18 protein-coding genes are annotated in these 22272 nt (G+C 64.7%); 10 read left to right on the top strand and 8 right to left on the bottom strand.

Annotated features, from left to right (window positions below):
- Positions 1 to 11 precede the first annotated feature (11 nt).
- The 5 genes from SOM28_RS15300 (at position 12) to SOM28_RS15320 (ending at position 5230) form a co-directional block, all read left to right on the top strand.
- Positions 12 to 986 (top strand): complex I NDUFA9 subunit family protein, encoded by a 975-nt coding sequence (locus SOM28_RS15300; protein WP_320468626.1) that lies wholly within the window; start codon positions 12 to 14, stop codon positions 984 to 986.
- A 16-nt stretch (positions 987 to 1002) separates the two neighbouring features.
- Positions 1003 to 1722: a glutathione S-transferase family protein gene (locus SOM28_RS15305; RefSeq protein WP_123070545.1), complete on the top strand. Its 720-nt coding sequence runs from the start codon at positions 1003 to 1005 to the stop codon at positions 1720 to 1722.
- A gap of 2 nt (positions 1723 to 1724) precedes the next feature.
- The gene (locus SOM28_RS15310) at positions 1725 to 2828 is read left to right on the top strand and encodes a tRNA nucleotidyltransferase/poly(A) polymerase-related protein (RefSeq protein WP_320468627.1); all 1104 of its coding nucleotides are present in this window, start codon (positions 1725 to 1727) and stop codon (positions 2826 to 2828) included.
- Between the two features lie 161 nt (positions 2829 to 2989).
- The gene (locus SOM28_RS15315; RefSeq protein ID WP_229415002.1) at positions 2990 to 4546 is read left to right on the top strand and encodes a diguanylate cyclase; all 1557 of its coding nucleotides are present in this window, start codon (positions 2990 to 2992) and stop codon (positions 4544 to 4546) included.
- 33 nt (positions 4547 to 4579) lie between these two features.
- Positions 4580 to 5230 (top strand): GNAT family N-acetyltransferase, encoded by a 651-nt coding sequence (locus SOM28_RS15320; RefSeq protein ID WP_123070548.1) that lies wholly within the window; start codon positions 4580 to 4582, stop codon positions 5228 to 5230.
- A 1-nt stretch (position 5231) separates the two neighbouring features.
- On the opposite strand, the gene SOM28_RS15325 is transcribed toward SOM28_RS15320, so the two are convergent.
- Positions 5232 to 5741 carry an Lrp/AsnC family transcriptional regulator gene (locus SOM28_RS15325; RefSeq protein WP_123070549.1) on the bottom strand — a complete coding sequence of 170 codons (510 nt, stop codon included), beginning with the start codon at positions 5739 to 5741 and terminating at the stop codon, positions 5232 to 5234.
- A gap of 170 nt (positions 5742 to 5911) precedes the next feature.
- On the opposite strand from SOM28_RS15325, the gene SOM28_RS15330 reads away from it, so the two are divergent.
- The 4 genes from SOM28_RS15330 (at position 5912) to SOM28_RS15345 (ending at position 14643) form a co-directional block, all read left to right on the top strand.
- Positions 5912 to 9502: an indolepyruvate ferredoxin oxidoreductase family protein gene (locus SOM28_RS15330; RefSeq protein ID WP_320468628.1), complete on the top strand. Its 3591-nt coding sequence runs from the start codon at positions 5912 to 5914 to the stop codon at positions 9500 to 9502.
- A gap of 576 nt (positions 9503 to 10078) precedes the next feature.
- Positions 10079 to 11698: a S41 family peptidase gene (locus tag SOM28_RS15335; protein WP_123070550.1), complete on the top strand. Its 1620-nt coding sequence runs from the start codon at positions 10079 to 10081 to the stop codon at positions 11696 to 11698.
- A 141-nt stretch (positions 11699 to 11839) separates the two neighbouring features.
- A complete protein-coding gene (locus tag SOM28_RS15340; protein ID WP_320468629.1) occupies positions 11840 to 13609 on the top strand; it encodes a M14 family metallopeptidase in 1770 nt (589 codons plus the stop codon).
- Between the two features lie 185 nt (positions 13610 to 13794).
- Positions 13795 to 14643 (top strand): REP-associated tyrosine transposase, encoded by an 849-nt coding sequence (locus SOM28_RS15345; RefSeq protein ID WP_320468630.1) that lies wholly within the window; start codon positions 13795 to 13797, stop codon positions 14641 to 14643.
- Positions 14644 to 14739: 96 nt separating this feature from the next.
- Here SOM28_RS15345 and SOM28_RS15350 read toward each other — a convergent pair whose 3' ends face one another.
- From SOM28_RS15350 to SOM28_RS15380, 7 genes are all read right to left on the bottom strand, one after another.
- Positions 14740 to 15960 (bottom strand): helix-turn-helix transcriptional regulator, encoded by a 1221-nt coding sequence (locus SOM28_RS15350; RefSeq protein WP_320468631.1) that lies wholly within the window; start codon positions 15958 to 15960, stop codon positions 14740 to 14742.
- Positions 15961 to 16098: 138 nt separating this feature from the next.
- Complete coding sequence (locus SOM28_RS15355) at positions 16099 to 16632, bottom strand: SixA phosphatase family protein (RefSeq protein WP_320468632.1); 534 nt, start codon at positions 16630 to 16632, stop codon at positions 16099 to 16101.
- A 70-nt stretch (positions 16633 to 16702) separates the two neighbouring features.
- Positions 16703 to 17878 carry an acetyltransferase domain-containing protein gene (locus SOM28_RS15360; RefSeq protein WP_320468633.1) on the bottom strand — a complete coding sequence of 392 codons (1176 nt, stop codon included), beginning with the start codon at positions 17876 to 17878 and terminating at the stop codon, positions 16703 to 16705.
- 165 nt (positions 17879 to 18043) lie between these two features.
- Positions 18044 to 18745: a 2'-5' RNA ligase family protein gene (locus SOM28_RS15365; RefSeq protein WP_320468634.1), complete on the bottom strand. Its 702-nt coding sequence runs from the start codon at positions 18743 to 18745 to the stop codon at positions 18044 to 18046.
- A 77-nt stretch (positions 18746 to 18822) separates the two neighbouring features.
- The gene (gene ttcA / locus SOM28_RS15370; RefSeq protein WP_123069481.1) at positions 18823 to 19770 is read right to left on the bottom strand and encodes a tRNA 2-thiocytidine(32) synthetase TtcA; all 948 of its coding nucleotides are present in this window, start codon (positions 19768 to 19770) and stop codon (positions 18823 to 18825) included.
- Entirely contained in the window at positions 19767 to 20165 is a 399-nt protein-coding gene (locus SOM28_RS15375; RefSeq protein ID WP_147935116.1) for a dihydroneopterin aldolase, read from the bottom strand. The genes ttcA and SOM28_RS15375 overlap by 4 nt, the downstream gene beginning before the upstream one ends.
- A gap of 9 nt (positions 20166 to 20174) precedes the next feature.
- Positions 20175 to 20978, bottom strand: a complete 804-nt coding sequence (locus SOM28_RS15380) for an SDR family oxidoreductase (protein ID WP_123069483.1) — start codon at positions 20976 to 20978, stop codon at positions 20175 to 20177.
- A gap of 51 nt (positions 20979 to 21029) precedes the next feature.
- On the opposite strand from SOM28_RS15380, the gene SOM28_RS15385 reads away from it, so the two are divergent.
- Positions 21030 to 22178, top strand: a complete 1149-nt coding sequence (locus SOM28_RS15385; RefSeq protein ID WP_320468635.1) for a class I SAM-dependent methyltransferase — start codon at positions 21030 to 21032, stop codon at positions 22176 to 22178.
- The last annotated feature ends 94 nt before the right edge of the window (positions 22179 to 22272 follow it).

Consider the following 22272-nt stretch of genomic DNA (forward strand, 5'->3'; position numbering starts at 1 on the left):
AGGGTATCAGCATGAGCGCGCGGCCACTGAACGTGGTGCTGATCGGCGGCACCGGCTTCATCGGCCAGCACCTGGCCGCGCGGCTGTCCGACGACGGCGTGGGCGTGCTGGTCCTGGCGCGCCACTACGAAAGCGCGAAGCAATTGACCATGCTGCCGGGTGTCGACGTCGAGGTGGCCAATATCCATGACGATGCCGTGTTGCGCAAGCTGCTGGCCGGGCGCGACGCCGTGATCAACCTGGTCGGCGTGCTGCATGGCGGCCACGGCCAGCCCTATGGCGAGCGCTTCCGTCACCTGCACGTGGAGCTGCCGCGCCGCATCGCCGCCGCCTGCGCCGACGTCGGCGTGGCGCGCTACCTGCACATGAGCGCGCTCGGCGCCGATTCGTCCAATCCTTCTTCGAGTCCCTCCATGTACGGCCTCTCCAAGGCCGACGGCGAACTGGCCGCGCGCAGCCAGCCGGCGGTCGCGGCCACGGTCTTGCGTCCTTCGGTGGTGTTCGGCCCCGGCGACCACTTCCTGACCATGTTCGCGCGCCTGCAGCGCCACCTGCCGCTGGTGCCGCTGGCGGCCAGCCGCGCGCGCTTCCAGCCGGTGTACGTGGGCGACGTCGCCGCCGCCTTTTCCATTGCCCTGGCCCGGCCAGATTTGCGCGACACCACGATCGAGCTGGGTGGCCCGGCCGTGTACACGCTGGGCGAGCTGGTGCACCTGGCCGGCCGCTTCGGCGGCCGCGAGCGCCCGGTGCTGGGTTTACCCGACTGGGCGGCGCGCCTGCAGGCGCGGCTGTTCGAACTGCTGCCGGGCGATCCCCTCGTCAGCCGCGACAACCTCGATTCGATGCTGGTCGATAATGTCGTGGCCGCCGACACCCATGCCTTGACAGCCGAGTCGCTGGGGATCAAGCTCACGTCGATCGAGTCGGCCGCGCCGCACTACCTCAACCGGCATGACCGCTCCCACCGTACCCACGCCGGACGCTGAAAAACCAACGACAACCATGCAGACCATCGAACGCGACCCCATCCTTGCACGCACGCTCGACGCGACCCGTAACCCCGGATTAACCCTGATCATCGGCAACAAGAACGTCTCTTCATGGTCGATGCGGCCTTGGGTCGCGGCGGTCGCCTTCGGCATCCCGTTCACTGAAGTGAAAGTCCTGCTCGACCAGCCCGACACCGCCAACCAGATCGCGCGCTATTCGCACGCGGGCCGGGTGCCGGTCCTGATGTCGGGCGACATGACGGTCTGGGACAGCCTGGCCATCATCGAATATCTGGCCGAGCAGTTCCCGGATAAACATATGTGGCCGCAGGACGTGGCGGCGCGCGCGCTGGCGCGCTCGATCGTCGCCGAGATGCACTCCGGCTTCGGCGAGCTGCGCACCCATATGTCGATGAATATCCAGGCGCGCCTGCCAGGCCGCGGACGGACGCCCGGCGCCCAGGCCGACATCGGCCGCATCTGCGAGATATGGGAAGACTGCCTGTCGCGCTTCGGCCACCACCAATACCTGTTCGGCGAGTTCTCGATCGCCGACGCCTTCTATGCGCCGGTGGTGTGCCGCTTCAAGACCTATGGCGTCGCGCTGGCTCCGGCATTGCAGGCCTATTGTGACCGCGTGCTGGCCCACCCGGCGGTGGCGCGCTGGGTCAAGGATGCCATGGCCGAGACCGACCCGACCCCGCTGCACGACGCCGATTTGCCGGACGAATGACGATGCGCAGTTATGTCGTCGGGGGCGCCGTGCGCGATGCCCTGCTGGGCCTGCCCGTGAAGGACCATGACCACGTGGTGGTCGGCGCCACCCCCGAACAGATGCTCAAGGCGGGTTTCCGCGCCGTCGGCAAGGATTTCCCGGTCTTCCTGCATCCGCACACGCACGAGGAATACGCGCTGGCGCGCACCGAGCGCAAGACCGCGCCGGGCTACCACGGCTTCGTGTTCCACGCCGCCCCCGACGTCACCCTGGAGCAAGACCTGGTGCGGCGCGACCTGACCATCAACGCCATGGCGCAGGCCGAGGACGGCAGCATCGTCGATCCTCACAATGGCCGGCAAGATCTGCAGGCGCGCCTGTTCCGCCACGTGTCCGACGCCTTCGCCGAAGACCCGGTGCGGATCCTGCGCATCGCCCGCTTCGCCGCGCGCCTGCCCGAGTTCACGGTGGCCGATGACACCAATGCCCTGATGCGCCGCATGGTCGATGAGGGCGAGGTCGATGCCTTGGTGCCCGAGCGCGTCTGGCAGGAGCTGGCGCGCGGCCTGATGGAACGCCGGCCGTCGCGCATGCTCGAAGTCTTGCGCGACTGCGGCGCGCTGGCGCGCATCCTGCCCGAGCTGGACGCGCTATGGAGCGAACCCCTGCTGCGCACGATCGACCGTGCCGCCGCGCTGGACCACCCGCGGGAAGTCCGCTTTGCCGTGCTGATGCGCGTCCTGGCAGCGGTCGAGCCGATCCAGGGCGTCTGCAAGCGCCTCAAGGTGCCCAACGAGTGCCGCGACCTGGCCGTGATGACGGCGCGCGAACAGGACGAGCTCAAGCGCGCCCTGGACTTGTCCGCCGAAACCATCGTCACGCTGTTCGAGCGCAGCGATGCCTTCCGCAAACCGGAGCGCTTCGCCCAGATGCTGCTGGCGGCCGCCTGCGGCGCCGAAGATCCACCTCAAGGGCCGCACCTTGCGTGCGCGCTGGACGCGGCGCGCGCCGTCAACGCGGGTGAGGTCGCCGCGCGTCACGCCGAGCGCAAGGCCGATATTCCTGGGGCCGTCCATGCCGCGCGCGTCGAGGCCGTCCAGCGAGTGTTGCATCAAGCCAACTAAATCGCCTGTATTGACGCGTTTCTGTTACATGTAGTTACACGGTACGTGCAGTGTGGCCTGTCGTTTTGCTATCCTTCAGTAACTGTAAATTGTTGCGTTGGAGAAAAACGATGTTCACCTTGCTGGCACGGCGTGTTGCAAGTTGGTGCCGGCGCCGTCGTGTGCTTCTGGCAAGCCTGGCGGTCATCTTCATGAGCGCGGTGCTGGTGTTTCTCTATATCCGCACCGACGCGGTGGACCCCGAAATCCGCAACAGTGTCATGCTCAACCTGCGCGAGCTCGAAAAGCTCGATGCCGAATGGGACGCCAACATCCTGCGCGCCCATACCGGGCGCGTCTCCACGCCGCTTGACCTCAGCTCGCAACTGCCGCGCATGCACGACCTGATGGCGCGCCTGGGCGACACCCTGCCGCTCACCGGCGACAGCGCCGCCCAGGCCGCCTATGCCCAACTGCGCGAGGCGCTGCAGGGCAAGGAGCAACTGGTTGCCCAGTTCGCCAAGCACAATCCGCCGCTGCGGGCGGCGCTGCTGCACATGCCGCCGGCCGTGGCCGACCTCAAGACCGAGATTTCGGGCATCGAAGGCGCGCTGGCGCCGGGCCGCATCGTGGTGCGGCTCGATACCACCCTGAACGCGCTGCTGACCGAGACCCTGCGCTACAACATCGCGCCCAGCCCGGCGCTGGCGGCGCGCATTGACGAAATCCTGGGCGACGTGGCGGCCCAGCAAATCGCGTTCTCGCCGGCCGTGAACGACAAGATGGATGCCGTGATCGCCAGCTGCCGCGTGATCCTGGAAAAACGCCCGCTGGAAAACCTGCTCGAGGCGCAGATCGCCGCCGCAGGCAGCGACACCGCGCTGGACCGCCTGGAGCGCGAGTTCGACCGGTCCTTTGACGCCGTGCTGGCCGAGCGCCAGCGCTTTCGGGGCTACCTGTTCGCCTACAGCGCCGTCATGATGGTGCTGCTGGTGTACGCCGGCGCGCGGCTGCGCCGCAGCTACCGCATCATCGGCGTCGTCAACCGCCGCCTGCAGTCGGCCAACGAGACGCTGGAACAGCGCGTGGCCGAGCGCACCGCCGAGCTGGAGGCGCAATCGCGCCAGCTCGAGCGCCTGGCCCAGCATGACAGCCTGACCGGCCTGATCAACTATCGCCAGCTGACCCGCCTGCTGGAGCGGGCGCTGGCGCGCGCCGACCGCCGCGACAGCGTGGTGGTGCTGATGTTCATCGACCTGGACGGTTTCAAGGCGGTCAACGATACCTGGGGCCACGCGGCCGGCGACCTGGTGCTGCAGATGGTCGCGCGCCGGGTGCAGGCCAGGCTGCGCGCCGAGGACGCGCTGGCGCGCCTGGGCGGCGACGAATTCGTGATCCTGCTCGAGGACGTGGCCTCGGAGGCTGGCGCGCTGCGCGTGGCGCGCCTGGCGCTGCAGGAAATCGAATCGATCGCCGAGGCCGACGGCCACGCGGTGACGATCTCGGCCAGCATCGGCATTGCCAGCGCGCGCGGCCAGGCGGGCGCCGCGCGCGGTCAGGAAGCGCTGCTGGCGGACGCCGACAAGGCCATGTACGCGGCCAAGCAGGCCGGCAAGGGGCGCTTCGTGGTCAGCCCGGAGTCGCAATGGCTGGGCCTGGACCATCCATTGGGGCTGGCGCTGGACGGCGTCACGCACGACAATGCAGACCACGCCGCCAATGCCGATCCGATCGGCTAGAATCAGGATGTTGCAGTACGTGAAGGTATCGAAATGCTGGACAATCCGTTACGCCGCTGGATCCAGGGCCTGAGAGGCAAGAAGGGCCAGCCGCCGGTGCTGGTCAAGGAGCTGGGCGAGCGCGACCGCCGTCGCGTGCTGCGCCACCTGCTGGCGCTGGACAGCGATGACCGCCTGCTGCGCTTCGGCAGCATGATCCCGGACGAACAGATCACGGCCTACGTCGGGAAGATCGATTTCTCGCGCGATATCGTATTTGGCGTGGTCAACAATGTCTTCCAGCTGGTCGGGATGGGCCACCTGGCCTTCGCCTCGGCCGAGGGACGCAAGTCGACGACCAAGCAGCAGGTGGCCGAGTTCGGTGTCTCGGTGTCGAAGTCGGCGCGCGGCCAGGGCGTGGGCACGCGCCTGTTCCAGCGCGCGGCGACCCACTGCCGCAACTCCGACGTCGACACCCTCTACATGCAATGCCTGACCTCGAACCAGACCATGATGCACATCGCCAAGAAGGCCGGCATGCGCATCAAGCGCGAGTACGGCGAGGCCGACGCCCACCTCGAACTGCCGCCGCCCAGCCCGGGCAGTGTGATGGCCGAGGCGCTGGAAGAGCAGTTCGCGGCGATCGATTACACGGTCAAGGCCAATACCCGTGCCGCGGTGAAGTTTTTCACGCCGAAAAAATAACTCACACCAACGGCATCGCCGTCGTTTCCTTGATCCGCTGCAGCGCAAAGCTCGACTTCACATCCAGCACCGCCGGATGCTTGAGCAGGGTGCCCATCATGAAGCGCGAGAAATGGTCCATGTCTTCGACGTGCACGCGCAGCAGGAAATCCATGTCGCCGGTCATCGCATAGCAGGCCACGACCTCGGGCCAGCTTCCTACCGACACTGCGAAATCGTTGCGCGGCGACGTCGCCGGCAAGCCCGGCTGGCGGGTGGCGCTGGCCACCTCGCTGTGCTTTTCCAGCCGCACATTCACATACGCCAATAGCCCGAGCCCGATCTTGTCCGGGTCGAGCAGCGCCACGTACTGGCGGATGACGCCCGCTTCCTCCAGGCGTTTGATGCGGCGCAGGCAGGGAGATGGCGAGAGGTTTACCCTTTCGGCCACGTCCTGGTTGGACAGCCGGCCATCGCTCTGCAAGATCTCCAGAATCTTGCGGTCTGTTTTATCCAGCTCAATCTTTGACATACCCACCCCAATCAGACTTTTGTATGGCAATTTTATTGCGCAATTCAAGAAGACGGGGGAATTGTTTGGAATTTAATGCTTGGGGGGCAGGACTATACTGGCTCACATACGGTCAGCGAGATGCAGGAAATGCGCCGCGACGTATCCGCCATGAGAATCTTGGAGACACCATGAACGCACCCACGGACCGCGCCCACCTGGCGCCGCTGGAGCCATCCCCGACCGCGCCTTCGCAGCCCGCCCAACCGCAACACGACATCACGCTCGACGACAAATGGACGCTCGAGCGCGGACGCGCCTTCATGACCGGCACCCAGGCCCTGATCCGCCTGCCGATGCTGCAGCGCGAGCGCGACCTGAAGGCCGGCCTGAACACCGCCGGCTACATCACCGGCTACCGCGGTTCGCCCGTCACCGCCGTCGACCAGACCGCGATGAAGGCGAAGAAGCACCTCGACGCCCACCACGTCAAGTTCCATCCCGGCATGAACGAAGACCTGGCGGCCACGGCCGTCTGGGGCACCCAGCAGACCAACCTCTACAAGGACGCGAAGTACGACGGCGTGTTCTCCATGTGGTACGGCAAGGGCCCGGGCGTCGATCGCTGCGGCGACGTGTTCAAGCACGGCAACAACGCCGGCTCCTCGCAGCATGGTGGTGTGCTGGTGCTGGCCGGCGACGACCATGCGGCCAAGTCGTCGTCCACCGCGCACCAGTCCGACCACATCCTGACCCACTGCGGCATCCCGGTGCTGTACCCGTCCTCGGTCCAGGAATACCTCGACTTCGGCCTGCACGCGTGGGCCATGAGCCGCTACACCGGCCTGTGGGTGTCGATGAAGTGCGTAACCGACATCATCGAATCGGGCGCCGTGGTCGACCTCGACCCGGACCGGGTGCAGATCGTCACCCCGACCGACTTCCAGCTGCCGCCGGATGGCCTGAATATCCGCTGGCCGGATGCCGTGCTGGACCAGGAAGTGCGGATGAGCAACCACAAATGGTATGCCGCGCTGGCCTATGCCCGCGCCAATAAGCTCAACCGCATCATCTGGGACAGCCCACAGCCGAAGATCGGCATCATCACCGCCGGCAAGAGCTATCTGGACACGCGCCAGGCGCTGGCCGACCTCGGCATCGACGAGCAGGCCGCGCGCGACATCGGCCTGCGCCTGTATAAAGTCGGCATGACCTGGCCGCTCGAGGCTGAAGGCGTGCACGAGTTCGCGCGCGGTCTCGACGAGATCCTGGTGGTCGAAGAAAAGCGCCAGGTGATGGAATACGCGCTCAAGGAAGAGCTGTACAACCTGCCGGACGGCGAGCGTCCGCGCGTGGTCGGCAAGTTCGACGATACTGGCGAATGGAGCAACAAGAACCGCATGGGCCACGGCGACTGGCTGCTGCCGGCGACCTACGAGCTCAACCCGGCCCAGATCGCGCGCGCCATTGCCTCGCGCATCTCGCACTACTGCGCCGGCCACCCGGTGGCCGAGCGGGTCAAGGAACGCATCGCGTTCCTGGAAGCGAAGGAGGTGGTGCTCAAGAGCATTCCGGCGAAACCGAATCCGCAGACCGACCGCATCCCGTACTTCTGCTCGGGCTGCCCGCACAATAGCTCGACCAAGGTGCCGGAAGGTTCGCGCGCCATGGCCGGCATCGGCTGCCATTACATGGTGCTGTGGATGGACCGCGAAACGTCGACCTTCACCCATATGGGCGCGGAAGGCACGACCTGGATCGGCCAGTCGCCGTTCACCGACGAGAAACACGTGTTCGTGAACCTGGGCGACGGGACGTACTTCCATTCCGGGATCCTGGCGATCCGCGCCGCGGTGGCGGCCAAGGTCAACATCACCTACAAGATTCTCTACAACGACGCGGTCGCGATGACGGGTGGCCAGAACGTCGACGGCCCGCTCGACCCGGGCATGATCAGCCGCCAGATCGCGGCCGAAGGCGTCACGCCGATCATCGTCGTCACCGACGAACCCGATAAATACCCGAGCGACTATGCCTGGGCGCCGGGCACCACGGTGCGCCACCGCTCCGAGCTGATGGACGTGCAGCGCGAGCTGCGCGAGATGCCGGGCGTGTCGGCGGTGATTTACGACCAGACCTGCGCGTCGGAAAAACGTCGCCGCAGGAAAAAAGGCGAGTTCCCTGACCCGGCCAAGCGCGTCGTGATCAACGAAGCCGTGTGCGAAGGCTGCGGCGACTGCTCGGTGCAGTCGAACTGCCTGTCGGTCGAGCCGCTGGAAACCGAACTGGGCCGCAAGCGCCAGATCAACCAGTCCTCGTGCAACAAGGATTACTCGTGCGTATCGGGCTTCTGCCCAAGCTTCGTCACCGTCGAAGGCGGCGGGCTCAAGAAACCGAAGAAAACGACGACGTCCGAGGCGGCGCCGCCTGCCTTGCCGATGCCGGCGATTCCGTCGGTCGAGACGCCGTATGGCATCCTGGTCGCCGGCGTCGGCGGCACCGGCGTCGTCACCGTCGGCCAGATCCTGGCCGTGGCGGCCCACGTCGAAGGCAAGGGCGCGATCGTGCTCGACCAGAGCGGCCTGGCCCAGAAGGGCGGTCCGGTGATGTCGCACGTGCGCCTGGCCGAGCGTCAGGCAGATTTGCACTCGACCCGCGTCGGCACCGGCAGCGCCGACCTGGTGATCGGCTGCGACCAGATCGTCACCGCCAGCCGCGACGCCCTGAGCCGCATGGGCGAGGGCCGTACCTGGGCCGCGGTCAACGCCAGCGGCGCTACCACCGCGGCCTTCGTCAAGAACCCGGACTGGCAGTTCCCGGCCGAGGGCTCGCGCGGCGCCATCCAGCAGGCTTGCGGCAAGGACAACGTCGACTTCATCGACGCCGGCCAGATCGCCACCGCCCTGATGGGTGACACCATCGCCACCAATATGTTCATGCTCGGCTACGCCTTCCAGAAGGGCCACGTGCCGCTGCAGGAAAGCTCGCTGCTCAAGGCGATCGAACTCAATGGCGTGTCGGTCGCCTTCAACAAGGCTGCCTTCAACTGGGGCCGCAGCGCCGCGCACGACCTGGCCGCCGTGAGCCGCGCCGCCCTGCCGTCGAAGGTGGTCGAGTTCAAGCGCATCCAGACCCTGGACGACCTCGTCAGCCGCCGCATCGAGCTGCTCACCGCCTACCAGGACGCGGCCTATGCCGGCCAGTACAAGGCCTTCGTCGACCAGGTGCGCGCCCAGGAAGAAAAACTCGGCAAGGGCACGCGCCTGACCGAGGCCGTGGCGCGCTATTTTTATAAGCTGATGGCCTACAAGGACGAGTACGAGGTCGCGCGCCTGCATACCGATCCGGCCTTCCGCGACAAGATCGGCGCCATGTTCGAAGGCGACACCAAGCTCAAGTTCCACCTGGCGCCGCCGCTGATGGCCAAGCACGACAAGGAAGGCCGCGCCATCAAGCGCGAGTACGGTCCGTGGATGATGAGCGCCTTCGGCGTGCTGGCGAAGTTCAAGGGCCTGCGCGGCACCGCCTTCGACGTGTTCGGCTACACGGCCGAGCGCAAGATGGAGCGCGCCCTGATCGGGCAATACCGCGAGACGGTGACGGCCTTGCTGCCGAAGCTGACGGTGGACAAGCTGGCGCAGGCGGTGGCGATCGCCAGCATTCCGGAAGACATCCGCGGCTATGGTCACGTGAAGGAGCGTCACCTGAAGGCGGCCAGGGAGAAAGAGGCGGCGCTGGTGGCGGCCTTCCATGCGCCGGATGTGACGCCACGGGCGGCTTGAGAAGGTCGTTCAGGTTTCGTCATGCGTCGGACGCGTGGACGGCGAGCCGTCCACGCGTTCAACCACCTTCAACACATCAGGCGGATATTCCTTAACCGTTCTTTCAAACTTACGCAAAGCTAACTGTAGTTAACTTTCCTGTTGAATTCCTGCTTCACCGGAGATGGTTTCACCCGACAATGTACGTGCCAGGCCAGCGCCCTCTCCTCCACAGGCAGGGACGGTGGAACTCACCGCCAACAGCTTCACCGGCAACTAAATGCAGCCGCCGATGTCTGTAAGAGCGCGGAGACAAGAAATAGTTCCTAAAATTGTCTCTTCAATAGAAGTTTTTGCTCGTGCCTTGCGCGGCATTGAGAATCGCGCAACTTCATGGTTAAAGACATAGGTCCAGGTGTTGATGATTCGCGATAGCGAAATGAACTGGCAGGCCTACTCAAATTGCGCAGGTTTGAGCAATATTAAGTATGTTCCGCCTCACTGTTAATAACCCCTTGATATCGTTCGTTGTGTCCTGGCCTCAACCGTTACAGTTGGTTGTATTCGGCCCGGATATCGGCGTCTATAATCGGACGCATGAGCACGCCATCTACCTTCCGCAATACCTCTCCTCTGCGTTTGATTTCCAGCACGCTCGCCGCGTTGCTCGTCCTCGCCGGTTGCGGCGGTGGCGGCGGTTCGCCGAGCGTCGGTGCGCCTCCGCCGGTAGCGCAAGAGCCGGCGCCGACGCCGACCCCGCCGCCGGTCCCGCCACCACCGGTCGCCACCCAGCCGACGCCGGAAGACCTGAACCCTAACCTGCTGGGCGACGCCTACGGCAGCTACTGGAACAAATGCGCCGTCCCGCGCACGGGCCTGGATGCGAGCGGCAAACCGTATCCGGACGTGCAGGGCACCCTGCTCGACGAACTAAAATTCCTGCGCGCCTGGGCCAACCAGTACTACCTCTGGTACAACGAAATCCCGAACACCTACAAGATGGCCGATTTCACGAGCGCGCTCGACTACTTCGACGTGCTCAAGACGCCGGCATTGACCGCCACCGGCCAGCCGAAGGACCGTTATCACTTCACCTATGCGACCGCCGAATGGGATGCAATGCAGACCCAGGGTATCGACCTGGGCTATGGCATCACCTGGAGCCGCAACGCCGACGGCCTGGCGCCGCGCACCTGGCTGATCACGGCGGTCGAGCCGGGTTCGCCCGCCGCCGCGGCCGGCCTGCTGCGCGGCGACATGCTGCTCAAGGTCGATGGCGTCGACTTCGTCAATGCCGACGACGAAGCCTCGGTCGACCGGATCAACGCCGGCCTGTTCCCCGCCGCGGCCGGCGAAACCCACCGCTTCACCCTGCAGCGCGCCGGCGTGGCCTTCGATGCGACACTGGCCGGGGCCGAGGTGGTGATGGCGCCGGTGAAGAACGTCAAGGTGATCGAGACTGCCAGCGGCAAGGTCGGCTACCTGACCTTCGACAGCTTCAACGCCGTGTCCGAGAAACAGCTGTACGATGCTTTCGTCACCTTCCAGCAGGCCGGCGTTAACGACCTGGTGCTCGACGTGCGCTACAACGGCGGCGGCCTGCTGTACGTCGCCAGCCAGCTGGCCTATATGATCGCGGGCCCGGCGGCGACCAGCGGCAAGGTGTTCGAGCGCTCCCGCTACAACGACAAGACGCCCGCCTACCAGCCGATCATGTTCCGTTCCAGCGCCTGGGGCTTCGCCTCCAGCAATCCGCTGCGCTCCGGCACGCCGCTGCCCAACCTGGGCCTGAAACGGGTGACCGTGCTCAGCACGCCGGGCACCTGCTCGGCCAGCGAATCGGTGATCAACGGCCTGCGCGGCGCCGACATCGAAGTGATCCAGATCGGCGGCACTACCTGCGGCAAGCCTTACGGCTTCACGCCGGTGCCGAACTGCGGCACGACGTATTTCTCGATCGAGTTCCAGGGCGTGAACAACAAGGGTTTCGGCGATTTCACCGACGGCTTCACGCCCACCTGCCAGGCGAGCGACGACCTGTCGCGGCCGGTGGGCGACCAGAACGAAGGCTTGCTGGCTACCGCCCTGGCTTATCGCGCGAACGGTGCCTGCCCGGTTTCGACCACGGCGCGAGCACGCGTCGTGCCGATGCGGATCGTGCGGCCTGAGGTCAAGGAGATCTCGATCCATACCACGCCAGGCGCGCCGCCGCGCTGAGCGGCATGACTGGATGCCTGTATTGACGGGCGGGCAGCATCGTATGCTGCCCGCCCGTCGTGTTTCCATGGTTGAACTGTTGCGCTAAGAACACGTCTATAATCGTCGGCTTCCTTACCTAGTCCCTGTCGGAGCTTGTCGATGATCCGTTCTGCGTTACTGCTGGCCCTGTTGTCGGCCATTCCCCTCAGCCAATCCGTCCACGCCGCACCCGACCTGAGCACCGTGTCGGAACGCTCGGGCTTCACCGCCACCGGCCGCTACGACGAGACGATCGCGCTGTGCGCCGCTTTCCAGCAGGCGTATCCGAAGCAGGTGCGGTGCATCGATTTCGGCATCACCCCGGAAGGCCGTCCGATGAAGGCGCTGGTGGTGAACGGCAAGGGCGTGTTTACTCCGCAGGCGGCGAAGCAGGCGGGCCTGCCCGTGACCCTGATGCAGGGCGGCATCCATGCCGGCGAGATCGACGGCAAGGACGCCGGCTTCCTGGCGCTGCGCGAAGCGCTCGAAGGCCGCGCGGCCAAGGGTGCGCTCGACAAGCAGGTGTTCATCTTCGTCCCGGTGTTCAACGTCGACGGCCACGAGCGCTTCGGCAAGTGGAACCGCCCGAACCAGCGCGGCCCGGTCGAGATGGGCTGGCGCACCACCGCCCAGAACTACAACCTGAACCGCGATTACCTGAAGGCCGACGCGCCCGAGATGCAGGCCATGCTGGCGCTGGTGAACGCCTGGGATCCGCTGGTCTATGTCGACCTGCACGCGACCAACGGCGCCAAGTTCCAGCACGATATCTCGATCCAGGTCGAGCCGGTGTATTCGGGCGACCCGGAATTCCGCAAGGCCGGCCTGGCCCTGCGCACCAACGTGATCAAGGACATCGCGAAGGAAGGCTCGACGCCGCAGTCGTATTACATGTCGTTCGTGAAGCATGACGATCCGATGTCGGGCTTCATGGACAGCGTGTCCGATCCGCGCTTCTCGACCGGCTACTTCCAGCTGCGCAACCGCATGGCGATGCTGGTGGAAACCCACTCGTGGAAGGAATACCCGGTGCGCGTGCGCATCACCCGCAACACCGTGGTGTCGGTGCTGGACCAGGTGGCGCAGAACGGCAAGGGATGGCAGCAGGCCGCGTATGCGGCCGATGCGCGCGCCGCGAAGCTGGGCAACCAGCCGGTGGCGCTGTCGTACAAAGCCTCCGACAAGAAGGAGATGGTTAACTTCAACGGCTACGCCTACACCCGCACGCCGTCGGAAGTCTCGGGCGCCCTGATGACGCGCTACGACGAAACCAAACCGCAGGTATGGCGCGTGCCGCTGTGGCAGGACATCGTGGCCGACTTCCAGATCACCGCGCCGCGCGCCGGCTATATCGTGCCGGCCGCCTACGCCGCGATCGTGGGCGAGAAGCTGCGCCAGCACGGCGTCGAGTTCCGCACCCTGGACAAGACGGTCGAGCGTTATGAAGCCGAGACCTTCCGCGCCGACAAGGCAACCCAGGCCGCCGCTTCGGTCGAGGGCCACCAGCGCCTGACCGTCGAAGGCAAATGGAAGCCGGAGCAGCGCTCGATCGCACCAGGCTCGCTGTTCGTGCCGATCGCGCAGCCGAAGGCGCGCCTGGTGGTGGCGATGCTGGAGCCGCAGGCGCCGGATTCGCTGCTGGCCTGGGGCACGTTCAACACGGCCTTCGAGCGCAAGGAATACATGGAAGACTACGTGGCCGAGGAAGTCGCACGCGAGCAGATGGCAGCCGATCCGGCCGTGGCCAAGGCCTTCCAGGAGCGTCTCGACAGCGATCCGGCCTTCGCCAAGAACCCGCAAGCGCGCCTGGAATTCTTCGCCAAGCGCCATTCGTCGTATGACGAGCGCCTGAACCTGTATCCGGTGCTGCGCGCGAATACGGCGCTGTAGGCATCGCCCGGCGCGGGGCGGGCAGGCTGCCCGCAGCGTCGGTCCTTAGCACCGGGGTCAAGCACCGGGGTCACAAGCACCGGGGTCAGGTCTGACATTTGGACACGAGTTCAGCAGTAATCAAGGTCCTTTAGGAGTCTGAGCGATCTCAGCGCTGGTGGGTCCAGATCCAGTACCGTTATCGGATGACACGACCACTTAGAGTCAATTTTCCTGGGGCGCTCTACCACGTGACGTCGCGCGGAAACCGGCGCGCACCGATTTTTCGTGATGACGCTGATCGACGTATTTGGCTAGATGTGCTTGCGAAGGTTTGCGAACGCCATCATTGCGTCATTCACAGCTTTTGCCAGATGACCAACCACTACCACTTATTGGTGGAAACGGTCGAAGCGAACCTGCCTAGTTGCATGCGCCAACTCAACGGTCATTACTCGCAGCATTTCAATCGACGCCATCGTGTTGTTGGGCACCTGTTTCAAGGGCGCTACAAGGCGATCTTGGTGCAGAAAGATAGTTATCTGCTAGAAGTTTCTCGTTATATTGTCCTGAACCCTTTACGCGCGAACACCGTTGCGGCACTGAACGAATGGCGATGGAGCAGCTACCATTATTTTATTGGTGATGACGTTTCACCCGACTGGCTTGAGCGCAACTGGCTTCTAAGGCAGTTTGGCGATACGCCGACGAGCGCGGTCGCGGCCTACCAGAATTTTGTGCTTGCTGGCCTTGGACAACCGAGCCCATTTGAGGCTACCCACCATCAAATTCTCCTTGGCGATGAAACCTTCATATCGGTGCACCAGCAACTGCAGCAATCCGAAGAGCTTATAGAAACAAAGAGATCTGAACGACGTGCAGTAGCGCTTCCGTTGTCTGACTATCAGGACCGGTACCCGAACAGGGACGAGGCAATGGCACGTGCGTTCGCATCTACCGCCTTCACCATGTCGGAAATAGCACGCGTGTTTGGTGTGTCGACTAAAACGGTCAGCCGAGCGGTTGCTGGCTTTGAGAAGGCGAATAAAAGCTGATCATTGTAGAGGCCGTGTCCAAATGTCAGACCTGACCCCGTAGTTTGTGCAGCATCGGGTCGAGATAGGAGGCGATGCTGACGAAAATGGCGTCCTTCATGTGGCCGATCCCGCCGCGACGCCCTCGAGCCGCTTGCCGCCGCCGTCCTTGAGCGCGCGCTGCAGCGCCGATGCCGGCAGGTTCATCAACAGGCGCACCAGCTCGGGCTGGCGGTTGGTCGCGGTCTTCTGGTAGATCGACAGCAGCTGCTTGCGCACCGTGTCGTACTGCACGCCGAGCAGGTCGGCGATGGTCTTGAGCGGCATGCCGTCGGCCAGCATCGAGGCGATCCGGCACTCGGCATGCGACAGGCCGAAGGCGGCGGTGAGCAGGGCCGAATCGATTTCCTGGGCCGAGGTCGGGTGATAGAAGAACAGCATCACCAGCGGACGCAGGCCGAAGCTGCCGAGGGAATTCTCCGGCGTCAGCATGGTAAAGAAGGCATACAGGGTGTCGGGTGCGGCGCCGGCTTCGCTGCGCATGTGCAGCGCGCGCGACTCCTTGCTGTCCAGGATGCCCTGGGCGACGGCATGACGCACCCTGGTTTCCAGTTCGCCGCACTGCATCAGGAACGAAGCGCGGTAGCGCTGCGGCAGCACCAGCTTGCCATTGGCCACATGCACCAGGCTGGTGGTGGCGAGCAGGCCGCGCGCCGCCTCGTTGGCCAGTACCACGTCGCCATGCGCGGTCACGAGCATCACCGGCTGGCGCAGCTTGTCGACCAGGGCGTGCCCCACCAGCGCTTGGGTCGAGTACACGAACTGCGCCAGGCCGAGGCGCACCGCGCGCTCCATGTGCGGACGCAGGCGGTCGAGGAAGGCCAGGGCATCCGCGGGCAGCGGGCCTTCGTCGCTGCTGCGCAGGCAGGACAGGATCACGGTGGCCTCGGGCGACTCGACCAGCTTGCAGGCCGAGACATAGCGTGCCCCGTGCGGGATCAGGAATTCCTGGTAGAAGGGGTGGTCGGCGGCGAAACTGTCGTCGAAATGCTCGTGGCAGTGCATCCAGCCGCTCGTCGATTGCTGGCGAAGCAGGCCGACGCGCGGATCGATGAACTGGTATCTCTGGATGTATTCGAGGTCGATCTGCGGCGCCATGGCAGCGCCGTCGCTGTACGACAGCGCGCCGCGCTCGCCGTCGAAGCCGAGCATGTGGACGGCGCGGCCACCGATCGCTTCATGCACGCTGTCGAGCATGAGGCGCCATGCGGCCCGGTCGTCCAGGGTATCGTAGATCAGGTTGACGATGCGGTCGAAACGCGCCTGCGACAAGTCCACGATTTCTCTCCCGATATTAATTGTGCATTTACGCAAATGCTATCGGGCATTCGACTCCTGGTCGATACAATTTCACGACAATTTTTAATTGTGGAAATTGTAAGACATAAGCTGTTGTCAGCATGCCGCACTGGCGCTTCAGGGCGCGTTGCCGGTCGGCGGCAACGAAGTCAGCACCACGGTTCTGACCGCGCCGCCTGGCGCGGGGAGGAGCTGGTAGAGGCGGTCGTACTCATTGTCGGCGATGTCGGCGCCAGGTTCGCCGCCGAAGAGCCGCACCAGTTCCGGCAAGGTATTCGAATGGCCTATCACCAGCACCGCTCCATGCAAGGCTTTCACTTTCTCGATCAGCGCCTTTGGCGTGGCCGGATCGTAGCGTTCCACCGTCAGCCCGAGCTGTTGCGCCAGCGGCTGCGCCGTCTGCAGCGTGCGCGCGGTCGGCGTGCTGAAAATGGCCTGGGTGCCGGTGCGGTGCAGGATCGTCGCGATGTTTTGCGCGCGCAGCCGGCCTTGCGGCGTGAGCTCAGGGTCCTTGCCGATGCTGGCTTTTTCGCCGTGGCGGACCAGGTAGATCGCGCTGGGCTCGGCGACCGCCATGCCCGGCACGAGGACGGCGAAGGCGAGGAAGAGATTGCGCAGCAGGCGCGCCGGCTGGATCGAGGGCAAGTGCATGCCGTTCCCTGGAAAGTGAATTCAGAGAAAGCCTAGCACGATCCTGTCATCGCTGGCCCCCTGGAGTGCCCTAGAAATACTTGAGCCAGGCGATGTCGCGCCGGCGCGCCTTCAGGCGCGAGTACCATGCGGTCGGCACATACAGCACCGGCAGCAGCACCGCGTACCATAGCCAGAGCCAGTTGACGTTATCCAGCCCGAAGCTCACGCCGTGGGTCGGTCCCCAGATCATGAAGGCGACGTGGTACAGCGCGCGCAGCACGTAGATGTGCAGGATGTAGAAGAACATCGGCGCGCCGCCGAACACGGCCAGCGCATTCAGCCAGGGATGGCCTTCCCAGCGTTCGAACAAGGCCAGCAGGATCACGCCCACGCCCAGCGTTTGCAGCAGGAACAGGAGCGACGGCGGATACTTCGTCAGCGCGATGAAGCCCATGATCGTGTGCAGCGCGGAGTCGCCCGCCACCCACGGCTTGTCGCCATACACGTTCAGCGCGCGCAGCACGACGAATGCCGCCAGCATGCCGAATCCCAATGCCAGCAGGCGCCGTACACGCCGGCCGCTGTCCGCGGCGCTGCTTTTATCGCGTTCGTACCAGCTGCCAAGCAGGTAGCCGAGCACGATCACGCCGATCCACGGCAGCACCGGATACGAGGTCCTGGCGAAGGCGCCGAACGGCAACGCGATCATGTCGCGCTGGTGCAGCAGCGCCCACGCCACGAACCCGGGCTCGCCCGGTAGCAGGCGAATGCCGTCGAGCAGATTGTGGCCGGCCACGATCAAGAGGCCCAGCGCCAGCAGCAGTTTCTTCGGCAGGTAGATCAGGGCGGCCAGCGCAATCATGCACGCGCCGATCGCCCAGATCACCTGAAGCCAGAACGTCATCGGCAGCTTGACCGTCCAGGCGAAGGTGAGCAGGGTAACGTCGATCGCCATCAGGAGCAGGCCGCGCTTGACCAGGTAGGCGGCGGTCTCGGCCCGGGTATGATTCTGGCCATACAGGTAGGCGCCCAGTCCGGTGAGGGCGACGAACACCGGGGCGCACAAATTGGTGACGATACGGATGAAGAACATGACCGGTTCCACGGTCACCGGATTCACCGGGTCCGGCACGTTCATGTACAGGTACCAGTTTTCTCGAACGTGGTCGAGCAACATGATGACCATCACGAAGCCGCGCAGCGCGTCCAGGCTCTGCAGGCGACGTCGATTGACGGCGGCCTGCGCTACAGGGGTGATGGACACCGGTTGATCAAATACGGAAGGGGTGGCTTGTTTCATCGGAATTGGCTGTGACGTCCGCGCATGCACGTCGCCTGATCATTATCGATGATAATGATACTCCATTATCGTTAATGATTGGGCCTGAGTATTACCGCTATTGCCGGTCTGCGGTCTTGCGGTCCAATGTCATGCGCGCAGCGGCAGGGCAGCCACCCGCACCAGCGATTGGCTGGACATATACCAGTCATTGACCACCAGTTTGGCCTCCTCGATGCGCATGATGCCCAGCGGCTGGTCGCGCAGCGTGTGGAGCAGGGCGGCAAAACGTGCCGCATCCCGCAAAGGCTCGGTGAAGCGAAACAGCGTCATATGCGCGGTCACCAGGCGATAGCGGCGGTCGAGCGCAGCGTCGAGGCCACGCTCGCGCAGCGCTGTCCTCAGGCGCTCGCGCAAGATTTCCAGCGATGATCCGCGCGGGACACCGCGCGCCATCACCGCGCCGCGCGACAGCGCGATACCGCCAAAGTCGATCTCGATCGCCTCAATACCGTCCACCGCAGCCTTGGCCGCAGCCAGATAGTCGTCCACCAGCGCCGGGTGGATCGCGACGCCGGCTCCTGCAGTCAGCAGCGACAGGATCGTCATGTGCATATCGGCTGCCGGATAGCGATACTGCCGCGGTTCGGCGCCCGCCAGGCGATCGAGCAGGCCGTCGAAGCACGCCTGCAGCGATGGGCAGGGACGCGCGATCAGGCTGATGCCGCGGCGCGGATCGGGGCCGGCCGCAAGCCGCGTGTCGCAGTCGACGTCCCCACGCGCGATCGCGCCGAAGGCGTGTTCCCACATCGTGTCGTAATGTTCTTGCAGGCTGCCAGAGCTGTCGGTCATCGCTTCGCACAATCGGTACAAAAAAAAGACGAAAAAAAAGCAGAGGCCCGGCCTCTGCTTTCATCGATGCGCTGCTGTCAGAGCTGCGTCAACGAAATCGTATTCGCCACCGGCGTCGAACACGGCTCCTCGTCGAACGCGATATCGCCCAGCGGATTCGGCACGCCATCGGTCTTGAGTCCGACGAAGTCGAACATCCCACGATCCTGCAAATGCGACGGCACCACGGTCGACAGCGACGAGAAGATATTCTCGACCCGGCCCGGATGCTTCTTTTCCCATTCGCGCAGCATGTTCTTGATTTGCTTGCGCTGCAGGTTTTCCTGCGAGCCGCACAGGTCGCACGGGATGATCGGGAAGCCCTTCACTTCGGCGTAGCGCTCGGTGTCGGCTTCCTTCACATAGGCCATCGGACGGATCACCATGTGCTTGCCGTCGTCCGACACCAGCTTGGCCGGCATGCCCTTCAGCTTCCCGCCGAAGAACATATTCAGGAAGAAGGTCTCGAGGATGTCGTCGCGGTGGTGGCCCAGGGCGATCTTGTTGCAGCCGAGCTCGTCGGCCACGCGGTACAGGATGCCACGCCGCAGGCGCGAGCACAGCGAGCAGGTGGTCTTGCCTTCCGGGACCAGGCGCTTGACGATGCTGTAGGTATCCTGGTTTTCGATGTGATAGGGCACGCCGAGCTTGTCCAGGTAGGCCGGGAGGATATGGGCCGGGAAGTTCGGCTGCTTCTGGTCGAGGTTGACCGCGACGATGTCGAAGTGGATCGGCGCGCGCTCGCGCAGGGTGAGCAGGATGTCGAGCAGGGCGTAGCTGTCCTTGCCGCCCGACAGGCAGACCATCACCTTGTCGCCGTCCTCGATCATATTGAAGTCGCCGATCGCCTGGCCCACCAGGCGGCACAGGCGCTTGTGCAGCTTGTGGTCCTCGCGCGCGATCTTCTCTTGCTTCTTCGCGTCGATGCCGGCCTCGGCGGTCGGGAAGTCGTCTTCGACGACGCGTTCAATCACCGTCTCGTTCATGCTGCTTCCTTGATCCTGAATACTTCGACGCCGACGCCTTCGCAATCCGGATAGACGTCCGGCTTCATGGTCGACACGCCGGCGGCGCGCACGCGCGGGTGGGTCAGCATGGCGGCCACTACGTCGTCGCAGAGGGTTTCCTGCAGGTGGATGTGGCCTTTGGCGATGCGGCGGGCGATGGTCTCGCGCATGAAATCGTAGTCGACGACTTCTGCCAGCTGGTCGGCCTTTGGCGTCGACAGCTCCAGCGGAATGTACAGCTCGACGTTGATCAGGACACGCTGCTCGCCCTTCTTCTCGAAATCGTGCACGCCGATATTGATCATCACTTCGTAATTGCGCAGGAACAGCCGGCGGCAATCGCGCAAGCTCGGGTGGGACAGGGCGGACAACATGGGATAGCCTTATTTGGTGGAGTTATTTGGTTCGGTCAGGAACATCACGTCGCGCTGCGAGGGCATCAGGTGCTGGCCGCCATCGACCAGCAAGGTGGTGCCGGTCAGCGCGCGCGCCGTTGCGGCATAGACCACGGCGTCGGCGATGTCCTGCGGGGTCGAGGAGCGCTGCAGCGGCGTCATCTGGTGCGCCGCGGCGAAGCCTTGCTCGCTCTGGTCGCCCGAGACCATCGTGATGCCGGGGGCGACGCCGACCACGCGCACCTTCGGCGCCAGCGCCTGGGCCAGCATCGTGGTCGCCGTGTGCAGGGCCGCCTTCGACAATGTGTACGACAGAAAATCCGGGTTGAGATTGTACAGTTTCTGGTCCAGCAAGTTGACCACGACGGCCTGCCGCCCGTCCGGGGTGGCGGCGTGCAGTTCCTGCGCCAGCAGCACCGGCGCGGCCACGTTCGCCTGCATATGGGTGTTGAGCAGCTCCCAGGAGAAGGCGGTGGCGCTGTCGTATTCAAACAACGAAGCGTTATTGACGATGCAAGACAGCGGCCCCAGCGCGGCGCTGGCCTGGCCGACCAGCTGCCGCACCGCCGCCTCGTCGGACAGGTCGCATTGCAGCAGCGTGGCGCGCCGGCCCAGCGCCAGGATGGCGTCGCGGGTCGCGATCGCGTCGCTTTCGGAATGGCGGTAGTGCAGGGCGAGGTCCCAGCCGGCCTGGGCCAAGCCAAGCGCGATCGCGCGGCCCAGGCGGCGTCCGGCGCCGGTCACGAGCGCGACCCGGGGCAGGGAAATCGAAGGGCTATCCGTCATTGACATGGTTGAAGGCTGCAAATTGTTGATAAAAGCTATTCTGGCTACAATGCCGGCATGTCCCTGCCCGCACCCGATACCGACGCCCTGGCCGCGTCCCATTCCCTGCAACAGCTGATCGCCGCCGACATCGAACGGCACGGCGGCGCGATCGCATTCTCTCGGTTCATGGAACTGGCGCTGTACGCGCCCAGGCTCGGGTATTACAGCGGCGGCGCAGCCAAGCTCGGCGCGAGCGGCGATTTCACCACCGCGCCGGAGATGACGCCGCTGTTCGGGGCGGCCGTGGCGCGCGTGGCAGCCGCTATTATCGCCCAAAGCGCGCCCGACATCATCGAGTTCGGCGCCGGCACTGGCCGCCTGGCGCGCGACGTCCTGACCGAGCTGGCCAGGCAGGGCATCGAAGTGCGCTCCTATACCATCATCGAACTGTCCGGCGAATTGCGCGCGCGCCAGCAGGCCAACCTGGCCGACCTGCCGCAGATGCGCTGGCTGGACGCCATGCCGGAGCGCTTCAGCGGCGTGGTGCTGGCCAACGAGGTACTCGACGCCATGCCGGTCGAGCTGGTGATCCGCACCGGCGACGGCTGGCGCCGGCAGATGGTCACGGTCGAGGACGGCGCTTTCGCCTTCGTCCAGGCGCCGCTCGGCGATGAACTGGCCGACCAGCTGGCGCGCCAGGTGCCTGACCACGAACAGATGATCGAGGGCTATGTTACCGAACTGCACCCGGTCGGTGCCGGCTTCATGCGCTCGCTGGCGGCGATGTTCGCCGGCGGCCGGGGCGCCGCCATCCTGTTCGACTACGGTTTCCCGGCCCACGAGTATTACCTCGACCAGCGCATCGGCGGCACCTTGATGTGCCATTACCGCCACCATGCGCACCCGGATCCCTTTTATTTGCCCGGCCTGCAAGACATCACGGCCCACGTCGACTTTACGGCGATGGCGCTGGCGTCCCAGGATGCCGGCCTGCCGGTGCTGGCCTATATGAGCCAGGCCGCCTTCCTGCTCGGCGCAGGAATCGGCGAACTGTTGCTGGAAAACGACCCCGAGGACGCCAGGCATTTCCTGCCGCAATCGCGGGCCGTGCAAAAGCTGGTTTCTCCTGCTGAAATGGGCGAATTGTTCAAGGTCCTGGTGGTCGGACAGGACGTAGAATTGCCGGATGCAATCGTGCATGCGGACCGCAGTCATCGCTTGTAGACTTTATGATATCTTGCACAGCGGACACAAATCCGGCTAAGCTGTGAGATATTCCCGCGTCTCGTCACATGACGGGCTTCGGCCGAGGACAGAC

It is taken from the genome of Massilia sp. CFBP9026, from assembly GCF_034045165.1.
In the GTDB taxonomy this organism is placed as follows: domain Bacteria; phylum Pseudomonadota; class Gammaproteobacteria; order Burkholderiales; family Burkholderiaceae_D; genus Telluria; species Telluria arenae.